The 18507-nt window shown below is 47.9% G+C and carries 12 protein-coding genes, 2 rRNA genes and 1 pseudogene; 5 read left to right on the top strand and 10 right to left on the bottom strand.

Features of this window, described 5'->3' with window-relative positions:
* Positions 1 to 37: 37 nt before the first annotated feature.
* Both T496_RS0109230 and fabD read right to left on the bottom strand, forming a co-directional pair.
* Positions 38 to 2127: pseudogene (locus tag T496_RS0109230) on the bottom strand (alpha-amylase family glycosyl hydrolase).
* On the bottom strand, positions 2114 to 3001 hold the full coding sequence (fabD, locus tag T496_RS0109225) for an ACP S-malonyltransferase (RefSeq protein WP_027450498.1): 888 nt from the start codon (positions 2999 to 3001) through the stop codon (positions 2114 to 2116). Before fabD ends, T496_RS0109230 begins: the two are co-directional and overlap by 14 nt.
* 186 nt (positions 3002 to 3187) lie before the next feature.
* Between fabD and pyrB the strand changes: the two genes are divergently transcribed.
* Genes pyrB through glyA form a run of 4 tightly spaced genes read left to right on the top strand, consistent with a single transcriptional unit; the run spans position 3188 to position 7214 of the window.
* Positions 3188 to 4135, top strand: coding sequence for an aspartate carbamoyltransferase (pyrB, locus tag T496_RS0109220; RefSeq protein ID WP_027450497.1), 948 nt, complete (start codon positions 3188 to 3190; stop codon positions 4133 to 4135).
* Between the two features lie 7 nt (positions 4136 to 4142).
* Positions 4143 to 4589: an aspartate carbamoyltransferase regulatory subunit gene (locus T496_RS0109215; protein ID WP_027450496.1), complete on the top strand. Its 447-nt coding sequence runs from the start codon at positions 4143 to 4145 to the stop codon at positions 4587 to 4589.
* Between the two features lie 44 nt (positions 4590 to 4633).
* The gene (locus T496_RS0109210) at positions 4634 to 5890 is read left to right on the top strand and encodes a GTP-binding protein (protein WP_027450495.1); all 1257 of its coding nucleotides are present in this window, start codon (positions 4634 to 4636) and stop codon (positions 5888 to 5890) included.
* Between the two features lie 43 nt (positions 5891 to 5933).
* Positions 5934 to 7214, top strand: coding sequence for a serine hydroxymethyltransferase (glyA, locus tag T496_RS0109205; protein ID WP_027450494.1), 1281 nt, complete (start codon positions 5934 to 5936; stop codon positions 7212 to 7214).
* Positions 7215 to 7292: 78 nt separating this feature from the next.
* On the opposite strand, the gene T496_RS13835 is transcribed toward glyA, so the two are convergent.
* The 5 genes from T496_RS13835 to T496_RS0109185 all read right to left on the bottom strand — a co-directional run bounded on the left by T496_RS13835 (position 7293) and on the right by T496_RS0109185 (position 14758).
* Complete coding sequence (locus T496_RS13835; RefSeq protein ID WP_044110987.1) at positions 7293 to 8390, bottom strand: transposase; 1098 nt, start codon at positions 8388 to 8390, stop codon at positions 7293 to 7295.
* Positions 8391 to 8530: 140 nt separating this feature from the next.
* Entirely contained in the window at positions 8531 to 8776 is a 246-nt protein-coding gene (locus T496_RS14730; RefSeq protein ID WP_262499106.1) for an HNH endonuclease, read from the bottom strand.
* 562 nt (positions 8777 to 9338) lie between these two features.
* Entirely contained in the window at positions 9339 to 11654 is a 2316-nt protein-coding gene (locus T496_RS14725) for a DUF4861 family protein (RefSeq protein WP_081783603.1), read from the bottom strand.
* Positions 11655 to 11667: 13 nt separating this feature from the next.
* Positions 11668 to 13869: a S9 family peptidase gene (locus T496_RS0109190; protein ID WP_027450493.1), complete on the bottom strand. Its 2202-nt coding sequence runs from the start codon at positions 13867 to 13869 to the stop codon at positions 11668 to 11670.
* Between the two features lie 100 nt (positions 13870 to 13969).
* Positions 13970 to 14758 carry a gliding motility protein GldB-related protein gene (locus T496_RS0109185; RefSeq protein WP_027450492.1) on the bottom strand — a complete coding sequence of 263 codons (789 nt, stop codon included), beginning with the start codon at positions 14756 to 14758 and terminating at the stop codon, positions 13970 to 13972.
* A gap of 138 nt (positions 14759 to 14896) precedes the next feature.
* Here T496_RS0109185 and T496_RS0109180 point away from each other — a divergent pair, with 138 nt between their 5' ends.
* Complete coding sequence (locus tag T496_RS0109180; RefSeq protein ID WP_027450491.1) at positions 14897 to 16213, top strand: DUF4861 domain-containing protein; 1317 nt, start codon at positions 14897 to 14899, stop codon at positions 16211 to 16213.
* Positions 16214 to 16635: 422 nt separating this feature from the next.
* Here T496_RS0109180 and T496_RS0109175 read toward each other — a convergent pair whose 3' ends face one another.
* From T496_RS0109175 to T496_RS0109165, 3 genes are all read right to left on the bottom strand, one after another.
* Entirely contained in the window at positions 16636 to 17337 is a 702-nt protein-coding gene (locus tag T496_RS0109175) for an SDR family NAD(P)-dependent oxidoreductase (RefSeq protein WP_027450490.1), read from the bottom strand.
* A 590-nt stretch (positions 17338 to 17927) separates the two neighbouring features.
* Positions 17928 to 18040 (bottom strand): 5S ribosomal RNA (gene rrf / locus T496_RS0109170).
* Between the two features lie 132 nt (positions 18041 to 18172).
* Positions 18173 to 18507: ribosomal RNA gene (locus tag T496_RS0109165) — 23S ribosomal RNA — on the bottom strand; the annotation flags it as partial.

The following is an 18507-nucleotide window of genomic DNA, read 5'->3' as shown; positions in this document are numbered from 1 at the left end:
ATTAAAGAAACGAAAGGATACTTCGCTCCGAGAGAGACTACACGATTTTAAATCGTACACGGAAAGAACGCTCCGCCTCATCCCAGTTGGTTCCCAACATCTCGAAACGGCCAATCTGAGCAGTCGAACGGACATGCTTGCCAATACAAGGACAAACATCATAGTCACCTATACGCACCAATCGGATTGTCTCGCTGGCATTCTCTGGTAAGCGATCCAGCACCACGCCCTCAGGGATCTGATCTCGCGTCACGAACTCATACGTCACTGGCAGATCTTCTGCTATCAGCTCGTTCATCCGGCGTTCTATCTCTTTCTCCTCCTGTCGTGAGGGTTTATGATCCAGATGGAAGCTCATCTTGCTCTTTTTCCTTTCCACATGAGCGTTATAGCTACGTCCACATCCAAATAGCCGAATCATCGTCTGGTTCAGCAGATGCTCGGCGGTATGAGCCGGTGGGAATTCCTCTTTATGGTGCTCGTTCAGTAAAAACTCTTCCATTATACTTTTATTTTAAGTACCACAGCGCCACGCGCATCCAACTTGACGCTTACGGGATTATTGCCACGCATCAGTACAACCGACGTCTGATTGCCAGTCATCAGTTCTTGTGCCTTATAGGCTTTCTCCGGTATTTCCAGGAAGTCGAAGGCATAATCGGGAATCATGAGCTGCATATTCACAGGTGTGTCATCAAAGTTGGCAACCACCAGCAGCATTTCTTTCCCAGCCTTGCGAATGAAGGCATACTGACGGAAGTATTGCGCGTTGGCATACATCACATCAAACATTTGGCCTTCTGCCACAGCCTTCTCTGTGCGAGCGATGTTCAGCACCTTTGAATAGACATTCACCAATGGCGAATATGTATTTTCGAACGACCAGTAGTCAAAGATGGTTGTTCTGCCGTCTTGTCCACTAAAGCCCTCGGCATCCATACCGCGCTCACCCCACTCCTGTCCTGCATAGACCATGAAAGGATTCTTCTGCATCAGTGCATTCACTACCAATGCAGGAACGGCCTTCTCGCCACTGCCAGCAAAGAAGTCGCTAGCAATGCGTTGCTCATCATGGTTCTCAAGGAAATAGAGCATGTGATTGCGAATATCATCGGTCTGTTGCCAAGCCCATGTGATAGCATCTGTGCCACGACGATGACAGATGACGTCGCGCATCGCATCATACATGCCCACCTTATCGTAAAGGTAGTCGAAGCCCGATGCTATATAGTGACGATACTCGTTAGGATTATAGACCTCACCAATGAAACGTATCTGTGGGTACTGCTCGCGCACCTTGGCAGTGACCCAAGCCCAGAACTCTGCCGGTACCATCTCGGCCATATCGCAACGGAAGGCATCAACGCCTTTTCCCGCCCAGAACAGCAGGATGTCGAGCATCTTGTGCCAAGTAGAGCAACGCTCATCCGTCATGGACCACGTGCCGTTGTAGTCACGGCCGTAGTTCAGTTTCACGGTCTCGTACCAGTCATTACGACCGGGTGAGTTATTGAAACAGTCATTGCCCGTAGCCCTTGCAGGCATTTCAGTATAAGGCTGCTTTTCGCCATGATAGAGGTCGAAATAGGGTGTGAACTGCTGTCCAGGACAGTAGTAGAAATTGTTATTTTCGGGATCAAAGCCCACAGAAGGATTATCATCTTCTCCCAGATCACGCACGCCATCGGGTTTGCAAATGCTCTTATACTGGCGAGCCACGTGGTTAGGTACAAAATCGATAATCACCTTGAGGCCTGCACGATGAGTGCGGTCCACCAATGCCTCAAACTCCTCCATGCGCTTGTCTATGCACACAGCCAAGTCGGGGTCCACGTCGTAGTAGTCTGTTATGGCATAGGGCGAACCTGCTTTACCCTTCACCACAGCGGGATGCTGTCGAGGGATGCCGAATGCCGAGTAGTCTGTTTGCGTGGCATGACGAATCACGCCAGTGTACCAAATATGGCTCACGCCCAGTTCCCTGATTTTCTTCAGGGTGCTGGGCGTGAAATCGTTCAGCTTTCCACAACCGTTCTCTTCTATCGTACCGTCAACAACACGGTGATTGTTACGATTACCATAGAGACGTGTGAAAATCTGGTAAATGATAATCTTATTCGATGCCATGAGCATTTACTTCCTTGTTGATTTTGGCAATCATGCCTTGCAGTGCCTTGCCAGGACCGCACTCAGTGAAGTCGTCAGCACCATCGGCAATCATATTCTGCACACACTGTGTCCAGCGAACAGAAGAGGTAAGCTGAGCAATCAGGTTCTGCTTGATCTCTGCGGGATCTGTATGAGGCTTGCCATCCACATTCTGATAGATAGGGCACTTTGGTGTCTGGAACTGAGTGTTCTCGATAGCTGCCTGCAGTTCATCCTTAGCGGGCTGCATCAGTGGGCTATGGAATGCGCCACCCACCTTCAGGGGCAGAGCACGCTTAGCACCAGCGGCCTTCAGCTGCTCACAAGCCTCGTTGATAGCCTCAACATTACCAGAGATAACCAACTGACCTGGGTTGTTATAGTTAGCGCAAACCACGATGTTACCCTCGCGATTAATACCAGCACAAACCTCTTCTACCTTCTCATCGGGCAGACCAATGATAGCAGCCATCGTTGAGGGAGCTGCCTCGCAAGCCTTCTGCATAGCCATAGCACGTGCATAGACCAGCTTCAATCCGTCCTCGAAAGACAGTGCACCTGCAGCAACCAGCGCAGAGAACTCACCCAGTGAGTGTCCTGCTGTCATTGCGGGCTGGAAAGCATCGCCCATGCAGATAGCCGAGATCACCGAGTGCAGGAACACTGCAGGCTGTGTCACCTTGGTCTGCTTCAGGTCCTCGTCGGTACCCTCGAACATAATATCAGTAATTCTGTAGCCCAGAATCTCGTTAGCTTTTTCAAACAACTCTTTTGCTGTTGCGTTGTTGTCGTAGAGGTCCTTACCCATTCCTACGAACTGCGCTCCCTGACCAGGGAAAACGAATGCTTTCATTTCTTTCTTCTTAATTTAATTAATGAATAAAAGTTTGCGGCTGCAAAGATAATAAAAAAAAATGGACTAAGCAATGTAAGTCCATTTTTTTGAATGAAGAACAAAAGAATATTAATTTTTCTCCATTCACTATTCAGTTTTACTTTATTTTTCGTACCTTTGCAGTCGAAAAAATAAACGCCAATTATGGACAAGCATAATTTCGTCACCATTGCCAATCTCACTAGAGAAAAGATTCTCTACATGATTGAATTGGCACAGGAGTTTGAAAAGCATCCCAACCGTGAACTTCTCAAGGGTAAAGTTGTAGCTACCCTTTTCTTTGAACCTAGTACAAGAACCCGTCTATCTTTCGAAACAGCAGCCAATCGCCTCGGCGCACGTGTCATCGGTTTTGCCGATCCTAAGGTAACCAGTGGCACCAAAGGTGAGACACTGAAGGACACCATCCTGATGGTGAGCAACTATGCCGATGTGATTGTGATGCGCCACTATATTGAGGGTGCTGCACAATATGCCTCTGAGATAGCCCCCGTCCCCATCGTTAACGCTGGCGACGGAGCCCATCAGCATCCATCACAGTGCATGCTCGATCTCTACAGCATCTACAAGACGCAAGGCACGCTCGACAATCTGAACATCTATCTGGTGGGCGACCTCAAGTACGGACGTACCGTCCACTCGCTCATCATGGCTATGCGCCACTTCAACCCCACTTTCCATTTTGTAGCTCCTAAGGAGTTGGCTATGCCTAAAGAGTACAAGTTGTACTGCGACGAGCATGGCATCAAGTATCAGGAGCACACTGCTTTCAACGAGAAAGTGATTGCCGATGCAGACATTCTTTACATGACGCGTGTGCAAAAGGAGCGTTTCTCTGACTTGATGGAATACGAGCGCGTGAAGAATGTGTATGTCTTGAACAACGAGCTGCTGAAGAGCGCCAAGCCCAACATGAAGATACTGCACCCACTGCCACGCGTCAACGAGATTGCCTACGAGGTGGACGACAACCCACATGCCTACTACATCCAGCAGGCCGGCAACGGACTCTTTGCTCGCGAAGCTATCTTCTGCGATGTGCTGGGCATCACGCTCGATGAGGTTAAGAACGACAAAACAATTATTGAGTGAACACACTATGAACAAGAAAGAAATGCTTGTTGCCGCCATCAAGAACGGCACCGTAATAGACCACATACCTAGCGACAAGACTTATCAGGTGGCCCAGCTGCTGGATCTGCACAATCAGGAAACACCTGTCACCATTGGCTACAACTACTTGTCGAAGAAACTAGGAAAGAAGGGCATCATCAAGGTGGAAGACAAGTTCTTCACCGACGAGGAAATCAGCCGCCTGAGCGTCGTGGCGCCCAACATCGTGCTGAACATCATCCGAGATTTCGAGGTGGTAGAAAAGAAACAGGTCATCACGCCCGACGAAATCCATGGCATCGTGCGATGCAACAACCCCAAGTGCATCACTAACAACGAGCCCATGAGCACCTACTTCCACGTGACCAACGGCATACTGACATGCCATTACTGCGAAAAAGAACAGGATATCAATAAGGTGGAACTCTGCTAAAGAGCAAACACTACATCAAACAATAATGAAAGGAAAGAACTAAGATGAAGGAAACACCCGTACTGCTGCTCACTGGTTATCTGGGCAGCGGAAAGACAACTCTACTAAACAGGATTCTAAGCAACAACAAAGGCATTAAGTTTGCCGTCATCGTCAACGATATTGGCGAGGTAAACATCGATGCTTCACTGATACAGCAGGGCGGCGTGGTCAACCAGCAGGACGACTCGCTGGTGGCTCTGCAGAATGGTTGCATCTGCTGCACACTGAAAATGGACTTGGTGCAACAGTTGCAAGACATCATCCAGATGCAACGCTTCGACTATATCGTCATCGAGGCTAGCGGCATCTGCGAGCCCGGTCCTATCGCACAGACTATCTGCTCTATTCCTTCAATGGCTCCCGAGGTAGTGGAGAACGGCATTCCCCGTCTGGATTGTATCGTGACGGTGGTTGACGCTCTGCGCATGCGCGACGAGTTCGAGGGCGGACAGCTGCTCACTCGTCCCGACATCGACGAGGAAGACATCGAGAACCTGGTCATCCAGCAGATTGAGTTCTGCAACATCGTGCTGCTGAACAAGGCTAACGAGGTATCTCCTGAGGAACTGGGACGCGTGCGCCAGATTGTACGCACACTGCAGCCTAAGGCAGAAATCATTGAGTGCAACTACGGCGACGTAGATTTCGATAAGATTCTCTTCACCGACATGTTCGACTTCGATCGTGTGGCCACCTCGGCCACCTGGATTCAGGAAGTAGAACGTCATCACGAGGAAGAGGAAGAGGAAGATGAGGATGAGGATGAACACGAGCATGAACATCATCACGACGACGAGCACGAGCACCATCATCATGACGACGACGATGATGACGATGAGCACGAACATCATCATCATCACCACCATCATCACCACGATGAGGGAGAAGCCGAGGAATATGGCATTGGCACCTTCGTCTATTACCAGCGCCGCCCATTCAACCTGGGTCTCTTCGACCACTTCGTGGCACGCCAGTGGCCTAAGGGTATCATTCGCACCAAGGGCATCTGCTACTTCAGCGATGAGAAAGACATGTGCTACATCTTCGAACAGGCTGGCAAGCAGGTCAGCCTCAGACAAGCCGGACAGTGGTTTGCCACCATGCCCGCTGCCGAACTGGAGATGATGAAGGAGCGCGACGCAGCCCTGCGCGCTGACTGGGACGAGCAGTATGGCGACCGCATGCAGAAGCTGGTATTCATCGGTCAGCACCTGGACAAGGAACTCATCACCAAGGAGCTGGATGCATGCCTAGCATAACAAGCAGAAATTCAATATGTTAAACAACCAAAAATAAACAAAGATGAAAAGAGACAACACCGTTTTCGAGTTGATCGAGAAAGAACATCAGCGTCAGCTGAAAGGTATCGAACTGATTGCCAGCGAGAACTTTGTGAGCGACCAGGTTATGGAAGCCATGGGTTCTTACCTGACCAACAAGTACGCCGAAGGTTATCCCGGCAAGCGCTACTATGGTGGCTGCCAGGTAGTGGACGAGGTAGAGAAGTTGGCCATTGAGCGAGTTTGCAAGCTGTTTGGTGCTGAGTATGCTAACGTGCAGCCCCACTCTGGTGCACAGGCCAACGCAGCCGTTCTGCTGGCAGTGCTGAAACCCGGCGACACCTTCATGGGTATGAACCTTGATCACGGAGGTCACCTCTCTCACGGTTCACACGTCAACACAAGCGGTATTCTCTATAACCCCATCGGCTACAACCTCAACAAGGAGACTGGTCGTGTGGACTACGATGAGATGGAGCGTCTGGCTCTGGAGAACAAGCCTAAGCTGATCATCGGTGGTGGCTCTGCCTACAGCCGCGAGTGGGACTACAAGCGCATGCGTGAGATCGCCGACAAGGTGGGTGCTCTGCTTATGATCGATATGGCTCACCCCGCAGGTCTGATTGCTGCTGGTCTGCTCGAGAACCCCGTGAAGTATGCTCACATCGTTACCTCTACCACCCACAAGACACTGCGCGGTCCTCGTGGCGGTATCATCCTGATGGGTAAGGACTTCGAGAATCCTTGGGGCTACACTACTCCTAAGGGCGAGGTTAAGATGATGTCTGCACTGCTCAACTCAGCCGTATTCCCTGGTCAGCAGGGTGGTCCTCTGGAGCACGTCATCGCTGCCAAGGCTGTTGCCTTCGGCGAGGCTCTGCAGCCCGAGTTCAAGGAGTGGGCTCAGCAGGTGAAGAAGAATGCTGCCAAGCTGGCCGACGAGCTGATCAAGCGTGGCTTCACCATCGTCAGCGGTGGCACCGACAACCACTCTATGCTGGTTGACCTGCGCTCTAAGTATCCCGATCTGACTGGTAAGGTAGCCGAAAACGCACTGGTTGCTGCCGACATCACCGTCAACAAGAACATGGTGCCCTTCGATAGCCGCAGTGCATTCCAGACCTCTGGTATCCGTCTGGGCACTCCCGCCATCACCACCCGTGGTGCTAAGGAGGATCTGATGGTTCAGATTGCTGCTTGGATTGAAGAAGTACTCAACGATCCCACCAACGAGGAAGTTATCGCCAGCGTTCGCGCTCGCGTCAACGAGAAGATGAAGGAGTATCCCCTCTTCGCATATTAATCTTCCTTAGATTAACAACAAAAGCAGCTAGGCAAATCGCCTAGCTGCTTTTTTATTTGTAGCTCACAGACATCAACATCACAAAAAGACTTCATCTTCAGCAGTCTGCCCTATGCTGAGAATATCTTCTACCAGTCTATTCATCTTCAGGCATTTTTCGCGTGAAATGATCCTACGCTCCATGTGATACTCCCATGGACATACCTGCAACAGGCGTCCTTCAGAACACGCATCAAACGACTCTCCTGCAGGTTTATACAAAGGCGGGAATCCATTCTCCCTGACAACAATGATTTTGTAGCCACTGTTCATAGCTTCTCGCATCACCTCTTTCTCGCGCGTAGCAATAGCAGCGCTCACCAACACGCCACCAGCCTCTCCGCAAGCCAGCCATTCCCGCTTATAATCAGCAAACTCCTTGTCACTATAAGCATTATGAACAATCACCGCAACCTTCAGAGGAATATCAAGCAAGAAGCGGTTACCAACCGTCTGACAATGCCATTCACCAATATCCACATAGTTCATCGTAGTGAAAAAGTCTGGAAACATCCGCTTAACAGCCAGCCGTCGAGGATTATCATCAAGATAACGAGCCCAATTATCCAGTTGCCCGTCTTCCAACAAAATCAAATCATTATACCCACTCTCAAAGAGAACAGGAAGCATTCCTTCTCCGCCAGCCACAACTCCCGCCGCTTCTCCGCCAGCCACAACTCCCGCCGCATCTCCGGCGGGCAAAGTCTCCGATAGCCGCCACCAGGCTCTTGTGCATCCCACTTTAAATCCCCTCACCACATTGCCCAGATGTTTCCCCTCAGGCATATCCTCTTTCACCCTAACAATCATATGGATATGGTCAGGCATTACACAAAGTTTCCAAACTTCCACCATCCCATAGTATTTGGAAATCTTTTGCAGTTCCTTATCACGGATCTCCTTCCCGAGCTCCGACAGTTCCACATACGCCCTAACCGTCTGCTTTCCATCAGCACTCTTCGCGACAGGCGCAGTCACCACCTTGCCGAACACCGATTGACGACCTTCGACCACCAGTGTCAGCATATAAGTACCCTTACGACTATAGTCATGCCAAGGCTTGCGTCGCTTCATGTTATGCTGTGTCTCTGTCACAGGCACGCCAAGCGCAATTGCTTCTTCCCTACTTCTAGACATTCCGTTTTATGTCGATTAATTCTAGAAACAAAGGTAGTCCTTTTTATATAAAAAAGAAAGCCCCCACCACATTGTTGGGGGCTTTCTTAACAACTTTTATAACAGAGCATCCATTAATGGAAGATTTGTGACTACAAGACTTATCTTAACATGATTTGTTGTTTAAACATCGGTATTGCTTCTGCTGTAATATGGTTCTTATGAATTACACGATGACAATTAGGACATACTGGCAGGAGGTTTTTCAAAGCCTCATCAATAGTTTGCGAATTACTCTTTCCAGAATATTGAAAGATTGGTTTCAAATGATGTATTTCTATACACGAAGTCCCATACACCTCGCCATAAAATGATTTAAACTCGAAACCACAGCAATTGCAACTAATAATTCCATTCTTGCTAAAATGTTCAATGTTAGCATTTTATATCGTCATTTTGTTCAATCACATCCCAAAAGCATCCAAATAAGCTGGGAGAAGAATCCAAGCCTATCGTGTGACAAGACAGCCGATACTGCATAATGAAACAATGACTATTGAAAGGCAAAAGAAGGCGTTTCAAGATGTAATAGTTGAAGTATTGATGCAGATCTAGACTCTAGAAATGAACTTTCTAAAGTCTAGAATGGACGTTTCTAGACTCTAGATTGGACGTTTCTAGACTCTAGAATTGAGAAGTCTAGGGTCTAGATTGCCCTAATCTAGACCCTAGAAATGAGTCATCTAGCCCCTAGAATTAGGTTGTCTAGGGGCTAGAAACGAGTCGTCTAGGGGCTGGATTTGATGCAAAAGTTATGCTATTGGAATGGGAAAGTTTAACTATGAGGACTCGAAAGTAAAACTTTGCGGGCAGCAAAGTGCCACTTTACGACTTGAAAAGTGCCGCTTTACTGCCCGTTTGACGGATTTACTGCCGATGGGATACCGTTATTTGTTCGGCGGTAGAAGGTTACTTATTGGTCTTTTGCCACTTCACGCTCAAAGGCTGCTGCAGACTGGAGAGGGTCCAGTTGATGCGCTGTTGCCATTCGGCCTGTGTGCGGATGTCGTACTTTGACCAGGCGGAGCCAAAGTAATAGGTGTAGGGCTCACCGCGATAGTTGTTCTTAATGCCAAGGGCATGACCTTCGTTTCCCCCACTCTGCTTGACAAGTTTCTTCATCAATGTTTGGTTGACGCCATAGGGATAGAGGGTGGCTACAAAGAGCTGGCAGTTGTTCACCTCCACATTGTCGGTGGGATCGGCATACTGCACGTAGTTCTTGCCCAAAACGTAGCTCTTGGCATCCTCGGAGTGGATGACTACGCCTGAAGCCAGTTTGACGGGATGCTTGAGACCCTCGTAGCTCACGGTCATCTTATTGAAGTTGGAACCTTTGTCCAACTGGATGATGCGTGTCTCTACGATGTTATCGCCCTCTACCTCGGTGGGATGATAGGTGAAACGGGCAGTCATACGCAGAGGACCATTGTCTAGCATCTCGTAGTCTTTGAAACAATAGGGATAAACAAGCTCGTCGTTTACCATCAAGGCTGGTGTGCCGCAACCCAGCGTGGCACCTACTTTATAGAGATCCATGCCGCGACCGTGATCGTTGTGATAGGAGTTCAGGCGATAGAGCGAGTCGCCACGCTGACGATTCTCGCGACGCAGTTTCTCTACGGCTGGCATCATCACCACGTCCTCTATCCAGTAGCGCTGGTCGAGCACCAACTCGGGGGTGTTCTTCGACCATACATCCACGCCATAGCTCTTCTCGCCAGTGCGCTGAAGGGCGGGCCCGTAGATGCGGTAGGCACCACGATCGTTCTCCCAGGCAAAATCGTCCTTGCGCTCGGGATAGATACGTCCGTAGCACACGTTCTGATAGACCTTTGGCATGCCCGTGCGGATGTAGAAGGTCTGGGTGCCGTGAGGACGCACACCGGCATCGATCAGGATTTTCTTGTTGTAGGTGAGCTGATAGGGCACTTCGAGGCCGGCTGCATCGAAAACTATAAACTGGCGTCCGCCATGAATGCCCAGTTTCACATCGATCATGGTCTCGTCAAGTTCTACCAGTTGCTGACGGAACTCGCTGCTGCTATTGGTGACGGTCACCTTCACCTCGCCCTTGGCCTGGCGGTCTTCATAGCGCAGATGTTCGCAGGCTGCCAAGAGGAAAGCTCCGACGCCGAAGTTGGCTTCGTTTTTCTCAGAGAGTTGCTGACCGGGAATGGCACGTTCGCCAATGGGCTGCACGAAACCTACTGCACCACTGGGCTGCAGCGCTTTCTGGGTGAGATAGTTCCAAGCGCGCTGAATGGTGGGTGCATACTGCTCGTCAGACAGCAGGCCGTGGTTCACGCCCCACAGGAGTCCGTAGGTGAAGAAGGCTGTGCCTGAGGTCTCGGGGCCTTCGGCATGATCTTTGTCGAGCATGGAGCGTGTCCAATAGCCCTCGGGCTGCTGACAGCGGGCCACGGCCTCGGCCAGTTCACGGAAGCGCTGCACGAAGAACGAACGATGAGGATATTCCTGAGGCATATCGGTGAGGACCTTGGCCAGACCTGCCAACACCCATCCATCGCCACGTGCCCAGAAGTCCTTGCCGCCATTGCGTGTGGTGGCTTTAGGATAGATATACTTGGCATCGCGGAAATAGAGATGGGCCACGGTGTCGTACATCAGCTCGTCGGCCCAACGATAGTTGGCATAGAGTTTATCCAGAAATTTCACCTCGCCGGTGGTCTTATAGAGCTTGGTCATCACCGGCATCACCATATAGAGGGCATCTGCCCACCACCAGAAATCACACTGGGGCTGGCGCACCTCGTAGTCCATCACCTCGATGGCACGCTTTATCTTATAGTCGTCGGGGGTTATCTCATACAGGTCGAGGTAGGTCTGAAAACAGATCTGCCAATCGCCAAAAAGGGCAAAATCGTGTCCCTCGCCATATGTCTTATACTTCCACTTAGAGGGGTCTTTCTCTTGAGCGCCCATCCACTTATTGTGGCGTGCCCAAGCGTCGCTATAGGCCAACCAACGAGCATTGCCCAACAGGCGGTAGGCTTCCATATTGCCCGTGTGATAGGCTGCCTCATCCCAGAAAGAGCGCACCTCGGGTTTATGGTGCTGCTGCCAGTAGTCGTTCACCTTGACGATGATGTCTGCGGTTGAGGGCTTGCCACTGGCAGGTGTCCACTGCCTCGATGCATCGTCCTGTGCGCTGGAGGCAATGGCAACGCACAGGAGAATAGTAGATAGTAGTAGTTGTTTCATTTTGTATAGGTTGTTACTTTAAATTTTCATTAAAGAAGTTCATGCACTGGCGGAACAGGTGGTTGCGGGTGTTGCCGCCAAAAATGCTGTGGTTGCGATTGGTATATACCAACTGACGGAAATCCTTGTCGGCCTGAACCAGTGCTTCTACGTACTCGGCGGTGTTCTGATAGTGGACATTATCGTCGGCCAAGCCGTGAACCAGCAACAGGGCGCCATGCAGTTTTGAAGCACGAGCGATGGGGTTCACCTCATCATAGCCACTGGCGTTCTCGTTGGGTGTGCGCATGAAACGCTCGGTATAGACGGTGTCGTAATAGCGCCAGCAAGTGGGAGGAGCAATGGCAATGCCACAGGCAAAGACGGGGCGACCCTCTGACATAGACATCAGCGTGTTCCATCCGCCATACGACCAGCCCCAGATAGCGATACGATTCTTGTCAACATAGCTCTGAGAGCCGAGCCACAAGGCGGTCTCTACCTGATCCTTGGCTTCAAGTTCGCCTAAGCGCAGGTAGGTGCACTTCTCAAACTCGGCGCCGCGACCACCGGTGCCACGATTGTCAACACACACACAGATGTAGCCCTGCTGAGCCATATACTGCTCAAGAATAGCTCCCTGACCACTCATACCTATGTTCCAGCTGTTTTTCACTTGCTGAGAACCGGGGCCGCCATACTGGAACATCACCACAGGGTACTTCTTCTGAGGATCGAAATTGGCGGGTTTCACCATCCAACCATACAGCTTAACGCCCTCGCTGGTCTGGAAGTCGAAGAGCTGCTTGGTGCCCATCGCATAACTATTATACTGCTGCTGCAGGGCATCGTTCTGCTTCAACGAAGCAAGCACCTTTCCCTGATTATTGTAAAGAGAGGTCTCGGTGGGGTGATTGATGTCGCTCCAAGTGCAGATGAAGTTCTTGAGACTAGAAGAGAATACGGCCATGTTCCAACCGTCTTTGGGGGTCAGACAGTCGGTCTTGCCATTCTTGTGGTTCACATAGATCTTTTGATTGAGTGGGCCACCAACGAAAGCGGCATAGTAGAGGTCGCCTGTCGTCTCGTCGAGACCAAAGACATCGGTCACCACGCCCTCGGTCATCTGGCGCTGGCGCTGACCATTCAGGGTGTAAACATAGATATGGTTAAAGCCATCGCGCTCGCTGGTAAGCACCAGATGTGACGATGTGAGCTTGACGTTGGCAAAGACATTCTCGTTGACATATTTATCCACACGGTCCTCCACAACTTGCTGAGCAACAGTGCTTAGCGGGTTGACCATAAACACGCGCAGGCAGTCCTGATGACGATTGAGCGTAAAGACTGCAATCTTTGAGGCATCGGACGTGGCCTTGATGCGGGGGATGTAGCCATCGGCATCGAGGGGCACCTGCATGGTGCGCGTCTGATGACTCTTGATATCATAGCTCATCACCTTGACTTGTGCGTTTTTCTCGCCTGGCTTTGGATACTTATAGGTGTAGAAGCCGGGATAGGTGGCATACTCCTGGCGCTCGGGCTGGAGGCCCTTGAACATGGACATGGAGTACTCTTTCACCTCGCTCTCATCATAGCGCACCCAGACGATCTGGCGCGAGTCGGCACTGAACACCATCGACGAATTGAACGAGAACTCTTCTTCATTGACCCAATCGGGAATGCCATTGATGATCTCATTGCGTTTGCCGTCTTTTGTCACCTGGCTCTCGGCATTGTTATAAAGCAACTTCACAAGGAAGATATTGTTGTCGCGAACGAAAGCCACCTGATTGCCATCGGGACTCCAAACTGGCGTCTGCTGAGGACCACCGTCAGACAGTGGCTCCAAACGATTGTTGGCAATATTAAAGATGTAATAAACAGCCGTGAAGGAATGACGATAGATAGATTTTGTCTGGGTCTGAATCAGAATGCGCTTCATGTCGGGACTCACGATATAGCCCTCTACCCTCTCTACCTTAGAGCCTCGCACCGTGTTGGCATCGAACAGAATACCTGTCTGCTTGCCGGTCTTGAAAGAGAACTTCTGCAACTGCTTGCCATCTGAGGAAATCTGAATGTAGGACTCACCATCGGACAGCGGTTCTACAGATGCCAGAGACTCGCCACGAAACTTTCCGTTGACAATATCTTTCAAATCTAACACACCACCAGCCATGATACCTGATGCGGCCAGCAGAAGAAAACTACAACAAATTAATATCTTTTTCATTTGCATAATGCTTATGGTTCAAACAGAATGCAAATATAAGAAATAATTCCGAGAAAAGCGGAATTACACGTTTCTTTTCAATAATTTTATGATTACTAAATCAATTGGTCTCGGCCAAAAGGTCGTCGATAGTGGTCTTGGGATGTTGCTTCATATACGATTCGGCACGGGCAACATATTCGTTGTCGAAAAAGCGCTGTGACATGACCTGATTAACTACATACTGAATTCGACCCATGTAAACACGGCGCTGTTCCGGAGTTATACTGTCGATGTGATCGGTATGGTAGAGACTTAACAGATAGAAACTCAGGCAGTCTGGCACAATATAACTCCTGGTCATCATTTTGCGCTGCTTTTCTGTGTAGCCAAAACGCTTATAGAGCGGATAGTCTTCACCCAAATACTTATCAAGAGAAACGCCAAGAATGCCCCGCCCCACGATGATACTTTCGTCAAGAGAGCTAATTTGAGTATATACCTGAGGAATCTCTAGGTGGGGAATCTGCCTACGCAAACGAGAGAATGCATCACCTAACTGCCGGTTGACGTCATCCATATCTGCAAAATTGCGCTGCACATCCTTGATTAATACTTGAAGTGTACTATCCTGGAAGAATACAAGGAACTTGGTGTTTATATCCAGTGTATCAACAGGACCAAGACTTAACACATCCTCAATCAGCGTACGCGTCTGAATGGGATAGGTCGTCTTCATCTGCTGAAGAGCTGCAAAATCACCTGTCGTGAGATAAGCGGCTTCTAACTTATCGAAGCGTTCTATCTCAATCAGCGGATCCTTGGAAGATGAGTCCGATGAACGAAAATGCCACTGACAACCGATACAGGTTATCATGACAATGATTACTATGATATAGAACTTCTTCAAGCGAACAACTTATATAAGTTAAAATCGATTGCAAATATACTAAAATATGTTAGATTAACCAAATTTTAACCTAAATATTTTAATAAAACCAAATCTTTTATAGGCAAATTAGTACTTTTGTGACCAAAACAAACTAAAATGAAACAGATTTTCTCATTTTTTTTATTATTCTGCTGTTGCCTTAGTGCAAACGCACAATACACTTTAGATATCGCAGTCGTGAACCCTTCCAACAAATCTATATTTGATCAACCGGTGGTTGTTTCGTTAAACGAATTTAGCAATATCAATTCGGCTTTGGTCACTTTCAATGGAGAAGAAATACCATGCCAGCTAGACGATATTAATCTTGATGAGACGTTTGATGAACTTTGCTTCCTGGTGGACCTAAAGGGAAAAGAGAGAAAGACATACCAAGTGACACTTTCGCAAGAAGGGGAACCTAGAATCTACCCTGCAAGGGTTTTTGCTGAAATGCTAATAAGAAACGATAAAGTGAAGGAAAAAAACAAGCACAACAACTTCATCTCTAGCATTACGGCACGCGGCGACTGCGACAACCCATACAACATACTCCATCATCATGGCGTTGATTTCGAAAGCGAACTGAACGGCATACGCATCTATTTCGACAAACGTCAAACGCTGGATCTATACGGCAAATACCACAAACGACTTGAACTAAAAGAGACTCAATTCTATACCTCACCCGAACAGAAAGCTAAAGAATATGGCGACGACATCCTGTGGGTAGGAAACACCTTCGGACTTGGTGCTTTCAGGGGATGGAATGGAGAATCTTCTACTATGGTTGAACCTATCAAGAACAGGACACAGCGCATCATCGCCTACGGCCCACTGAGAACTATTGTGGAAATCATCGATCAGGGATGGGAGCCACCAATGCAGAACGTATCAAACCTCACTTCCTCAAACACAAAGAAGCCTACATTAAACATGACCATACGCTACACGCAGTATGCCGGACATAGAGATACGGATGTGGATATCACGTTCAACAAAGATGTAAGCAATTATCAATTCTCAACAGGACTGATAGACATCAAAGGCTCAGAAGAATTTTCTGATAAAAAAGGATTAAGAGGATGCTGGGGAACTGATTTTCCCGCCGGAGACACAATCAACTGGAAACGTGAGACTGTTGGTCTTGGCATATATATACCGCAAGACAATATTGTCAAGGAGATACCAGCAAATTCTAACAGAGATGAGCAAGGCAACGACTACACCTTTGTCATCAAGACAAGCAATAACAAGCACGCAAAAACTACGGGTAAATCCCTTAGCTACAAAGTAGCATATTGTTCTGATAACGAGAACTTTGGCATGCATACATCAAAAGAATGGTTTAAATGGCTGGAGGAATGGAAGAAGGACATCACCACTCCCATCATCATCCATCTTGATAAGAAAAGCAAAAAGGCCAGCAAATAAAAAGGAGAGCTAATCACACCTACAAAGAGATCAGCGAAGCAAAGCAAGGCATAAGCCCCCACACTAAATAACAGTCGATCAAAATAATCGGCTGTTATTTATTTTACCCACTTTGGTTTCAACAAAAGAATCATACATAAAAATCCCCCTCAAGCGAGAGTGCAAAGTAAAGAAAAACACAAACCAAAGGGCGCCCAAAGCCAACACCTCCTCAAGCCATCACCACAAGCAGCGTCCCAAAAAATTCCACATCCCTCAAGTCCCGTACAGCCGAATATATTCGGCTCAAAAAAAACACAAATCAACAAAAAACATCATCAATTCTAATCAATTAAAACCCCCGCCCACCAAAAATCCTCCAAAGCAAAAAAAAAAGGAAATGCCCAAAATATCAAGGCATTTCCAATGAAATCAAGCGTAAATCACAAAGGCAAACGCCTCCACACAAAATTAGGAATCAATCTCCATAATTTTGTAAGCACACGCCAACGCCAATCAATAATACGCACATGACGTTTCTTATTAATGGAACGCACAATATCCTTTGCGACTTTAAACTTATCCAATACAATAGGATATGAATTACCATCATCAATCAAAGCAGTTCCTACAAATCCAGGACGGATATCCGTAAAACGAATATTTAAATGATTCTTGTTAGACAACTGCTCAAGAGCCTGTAAATAGGTAGCCTGATAAGACTTTGACGCAGAATAAGACGGAGCAGGTCCTAAACCTTTTGTACCTGCTATACTAGAAATAGCAGCAATATGACCACCTCCATGCGATGAAAAATAACGATAAGCAGCCCCAATCATTCTAGTAAACCCGATACAGTTTGTATATACTGTATCAAGCTCCACTCGATCATCCAATTGGCGATTTTGATGACCGATGGCTGAAGCATGAAAATAAAGATCCATACCTCCAAGATCCTCTATCAGTTCAAACAAAAGAGAATCAGCATGCTCATCTGTAACATCGATCTTCTTGAAACAATCAAACTCAGACAACATATCTGTACGACGAGCAGCCACGCCAACATGCCACCCCTCCTTCTTTAAAAGTCTTGCCACTTCCAGGCCAATCCCAGAAGAAGCTCCAACAACAATAGCTCTTTTCATATAACTAAAAATATTTGAATATACAAATAAAAAACAAACTAATAATAATTAGACATAATAACATCTACAAATATCTATAATTATCTATATTACCTATAAATAACTATAGCACCTATGAATAACTATAGCATCTATGAATAACTATAGCACCTAGAATGTCTATGCACTTCAATAAAACTACAAAACATCAAATGAATAACTAATAAACACCTCAGAAAAAAACTCTCGATAAAATGCGTCCCTAAATTCAAAAAACGCATATACCATATTGCAAAGATACAATATTTTTGGGAAACAGTGACAAGCACAAGAACAAGTTTTTGCAAATAAGATAAAAAAATAGCCCCCCACCTAGCTTTCTCCCTGTAATGGCGAGAAATTATTAGTTTTTCCTTTGTTTTTTATTCTTTCAATTACTATCCATTCCCCCATTATTAACTATACCTCCCATATCAAAACATTCCACCCTATCTCAAACCATTCCTCCCCATTGTAGGGGGAGGCCAGGAGGGGGTCTGGAGGATAGGAGAAGGTCCGTACTAGGCACAAAAAAGAGCCCTGACTCAGTGTTGAATCAGGGCTCTCTGTAAAGATGGCGGCCTCCTACTCTCCCGCATTGCATTGCAGTACCATCGGCGCAAGCGGGCTTAACTTCTCTGTTCGGAATGGGAAGAGGTGGGACCCCGCCGCAATAACCACCTAATGTTCGTTTCGTATTGACAATTGACAATTGATAATTGACAATTTTGTCAACCGTATAGGTAGACATCTTGCACACAAGAACTGATAGTATAACCATAAGGCAAAACCATACAGTTGAAAGTAAAAGCGTGTTTAAGCGAAAGCTTTCGGGCAATTAGTACAGCTCGGCTTTGACGTCACCGTCTTTACACCTGCTGCCTATCAACGTCGTAGTCTACAACGACCCTCAATGGAGCCCTCATCTTGTGGCCGGCTTCGCACTTAGATGCTTTCAGCGCTTATCCGATCCAGACGCGGATACCCGGCGGTGCACCTGGCGGTACAACCGGTAAACCGGAGGTCTGTCAATCACGGTCCTCTCGTACTAGTGACCGATCCACTCAAGACTCCTACGCCCACGATAGATAGAGACCGAACTGTCTCACGACGTTCTGAACCCAGCTCGCGTGCCACTTTAATGGGCGAACA

The organism is Xylanibacter brevis P6B11 (genome assembly GCF_000621825.1).
GTDB classification, from domain to species: domain Bacteria; phylum Bacteroidota; class Bacteroidia; order Bacteroidales; family Bacteroidaceae; genus Prevotella; species Prevotella brevis.
The sequence above is the reverse complement of the archived record's forward strand: the minus strand, read 5'-3'. Positions and strand labels throughout refer to the sequence as shown.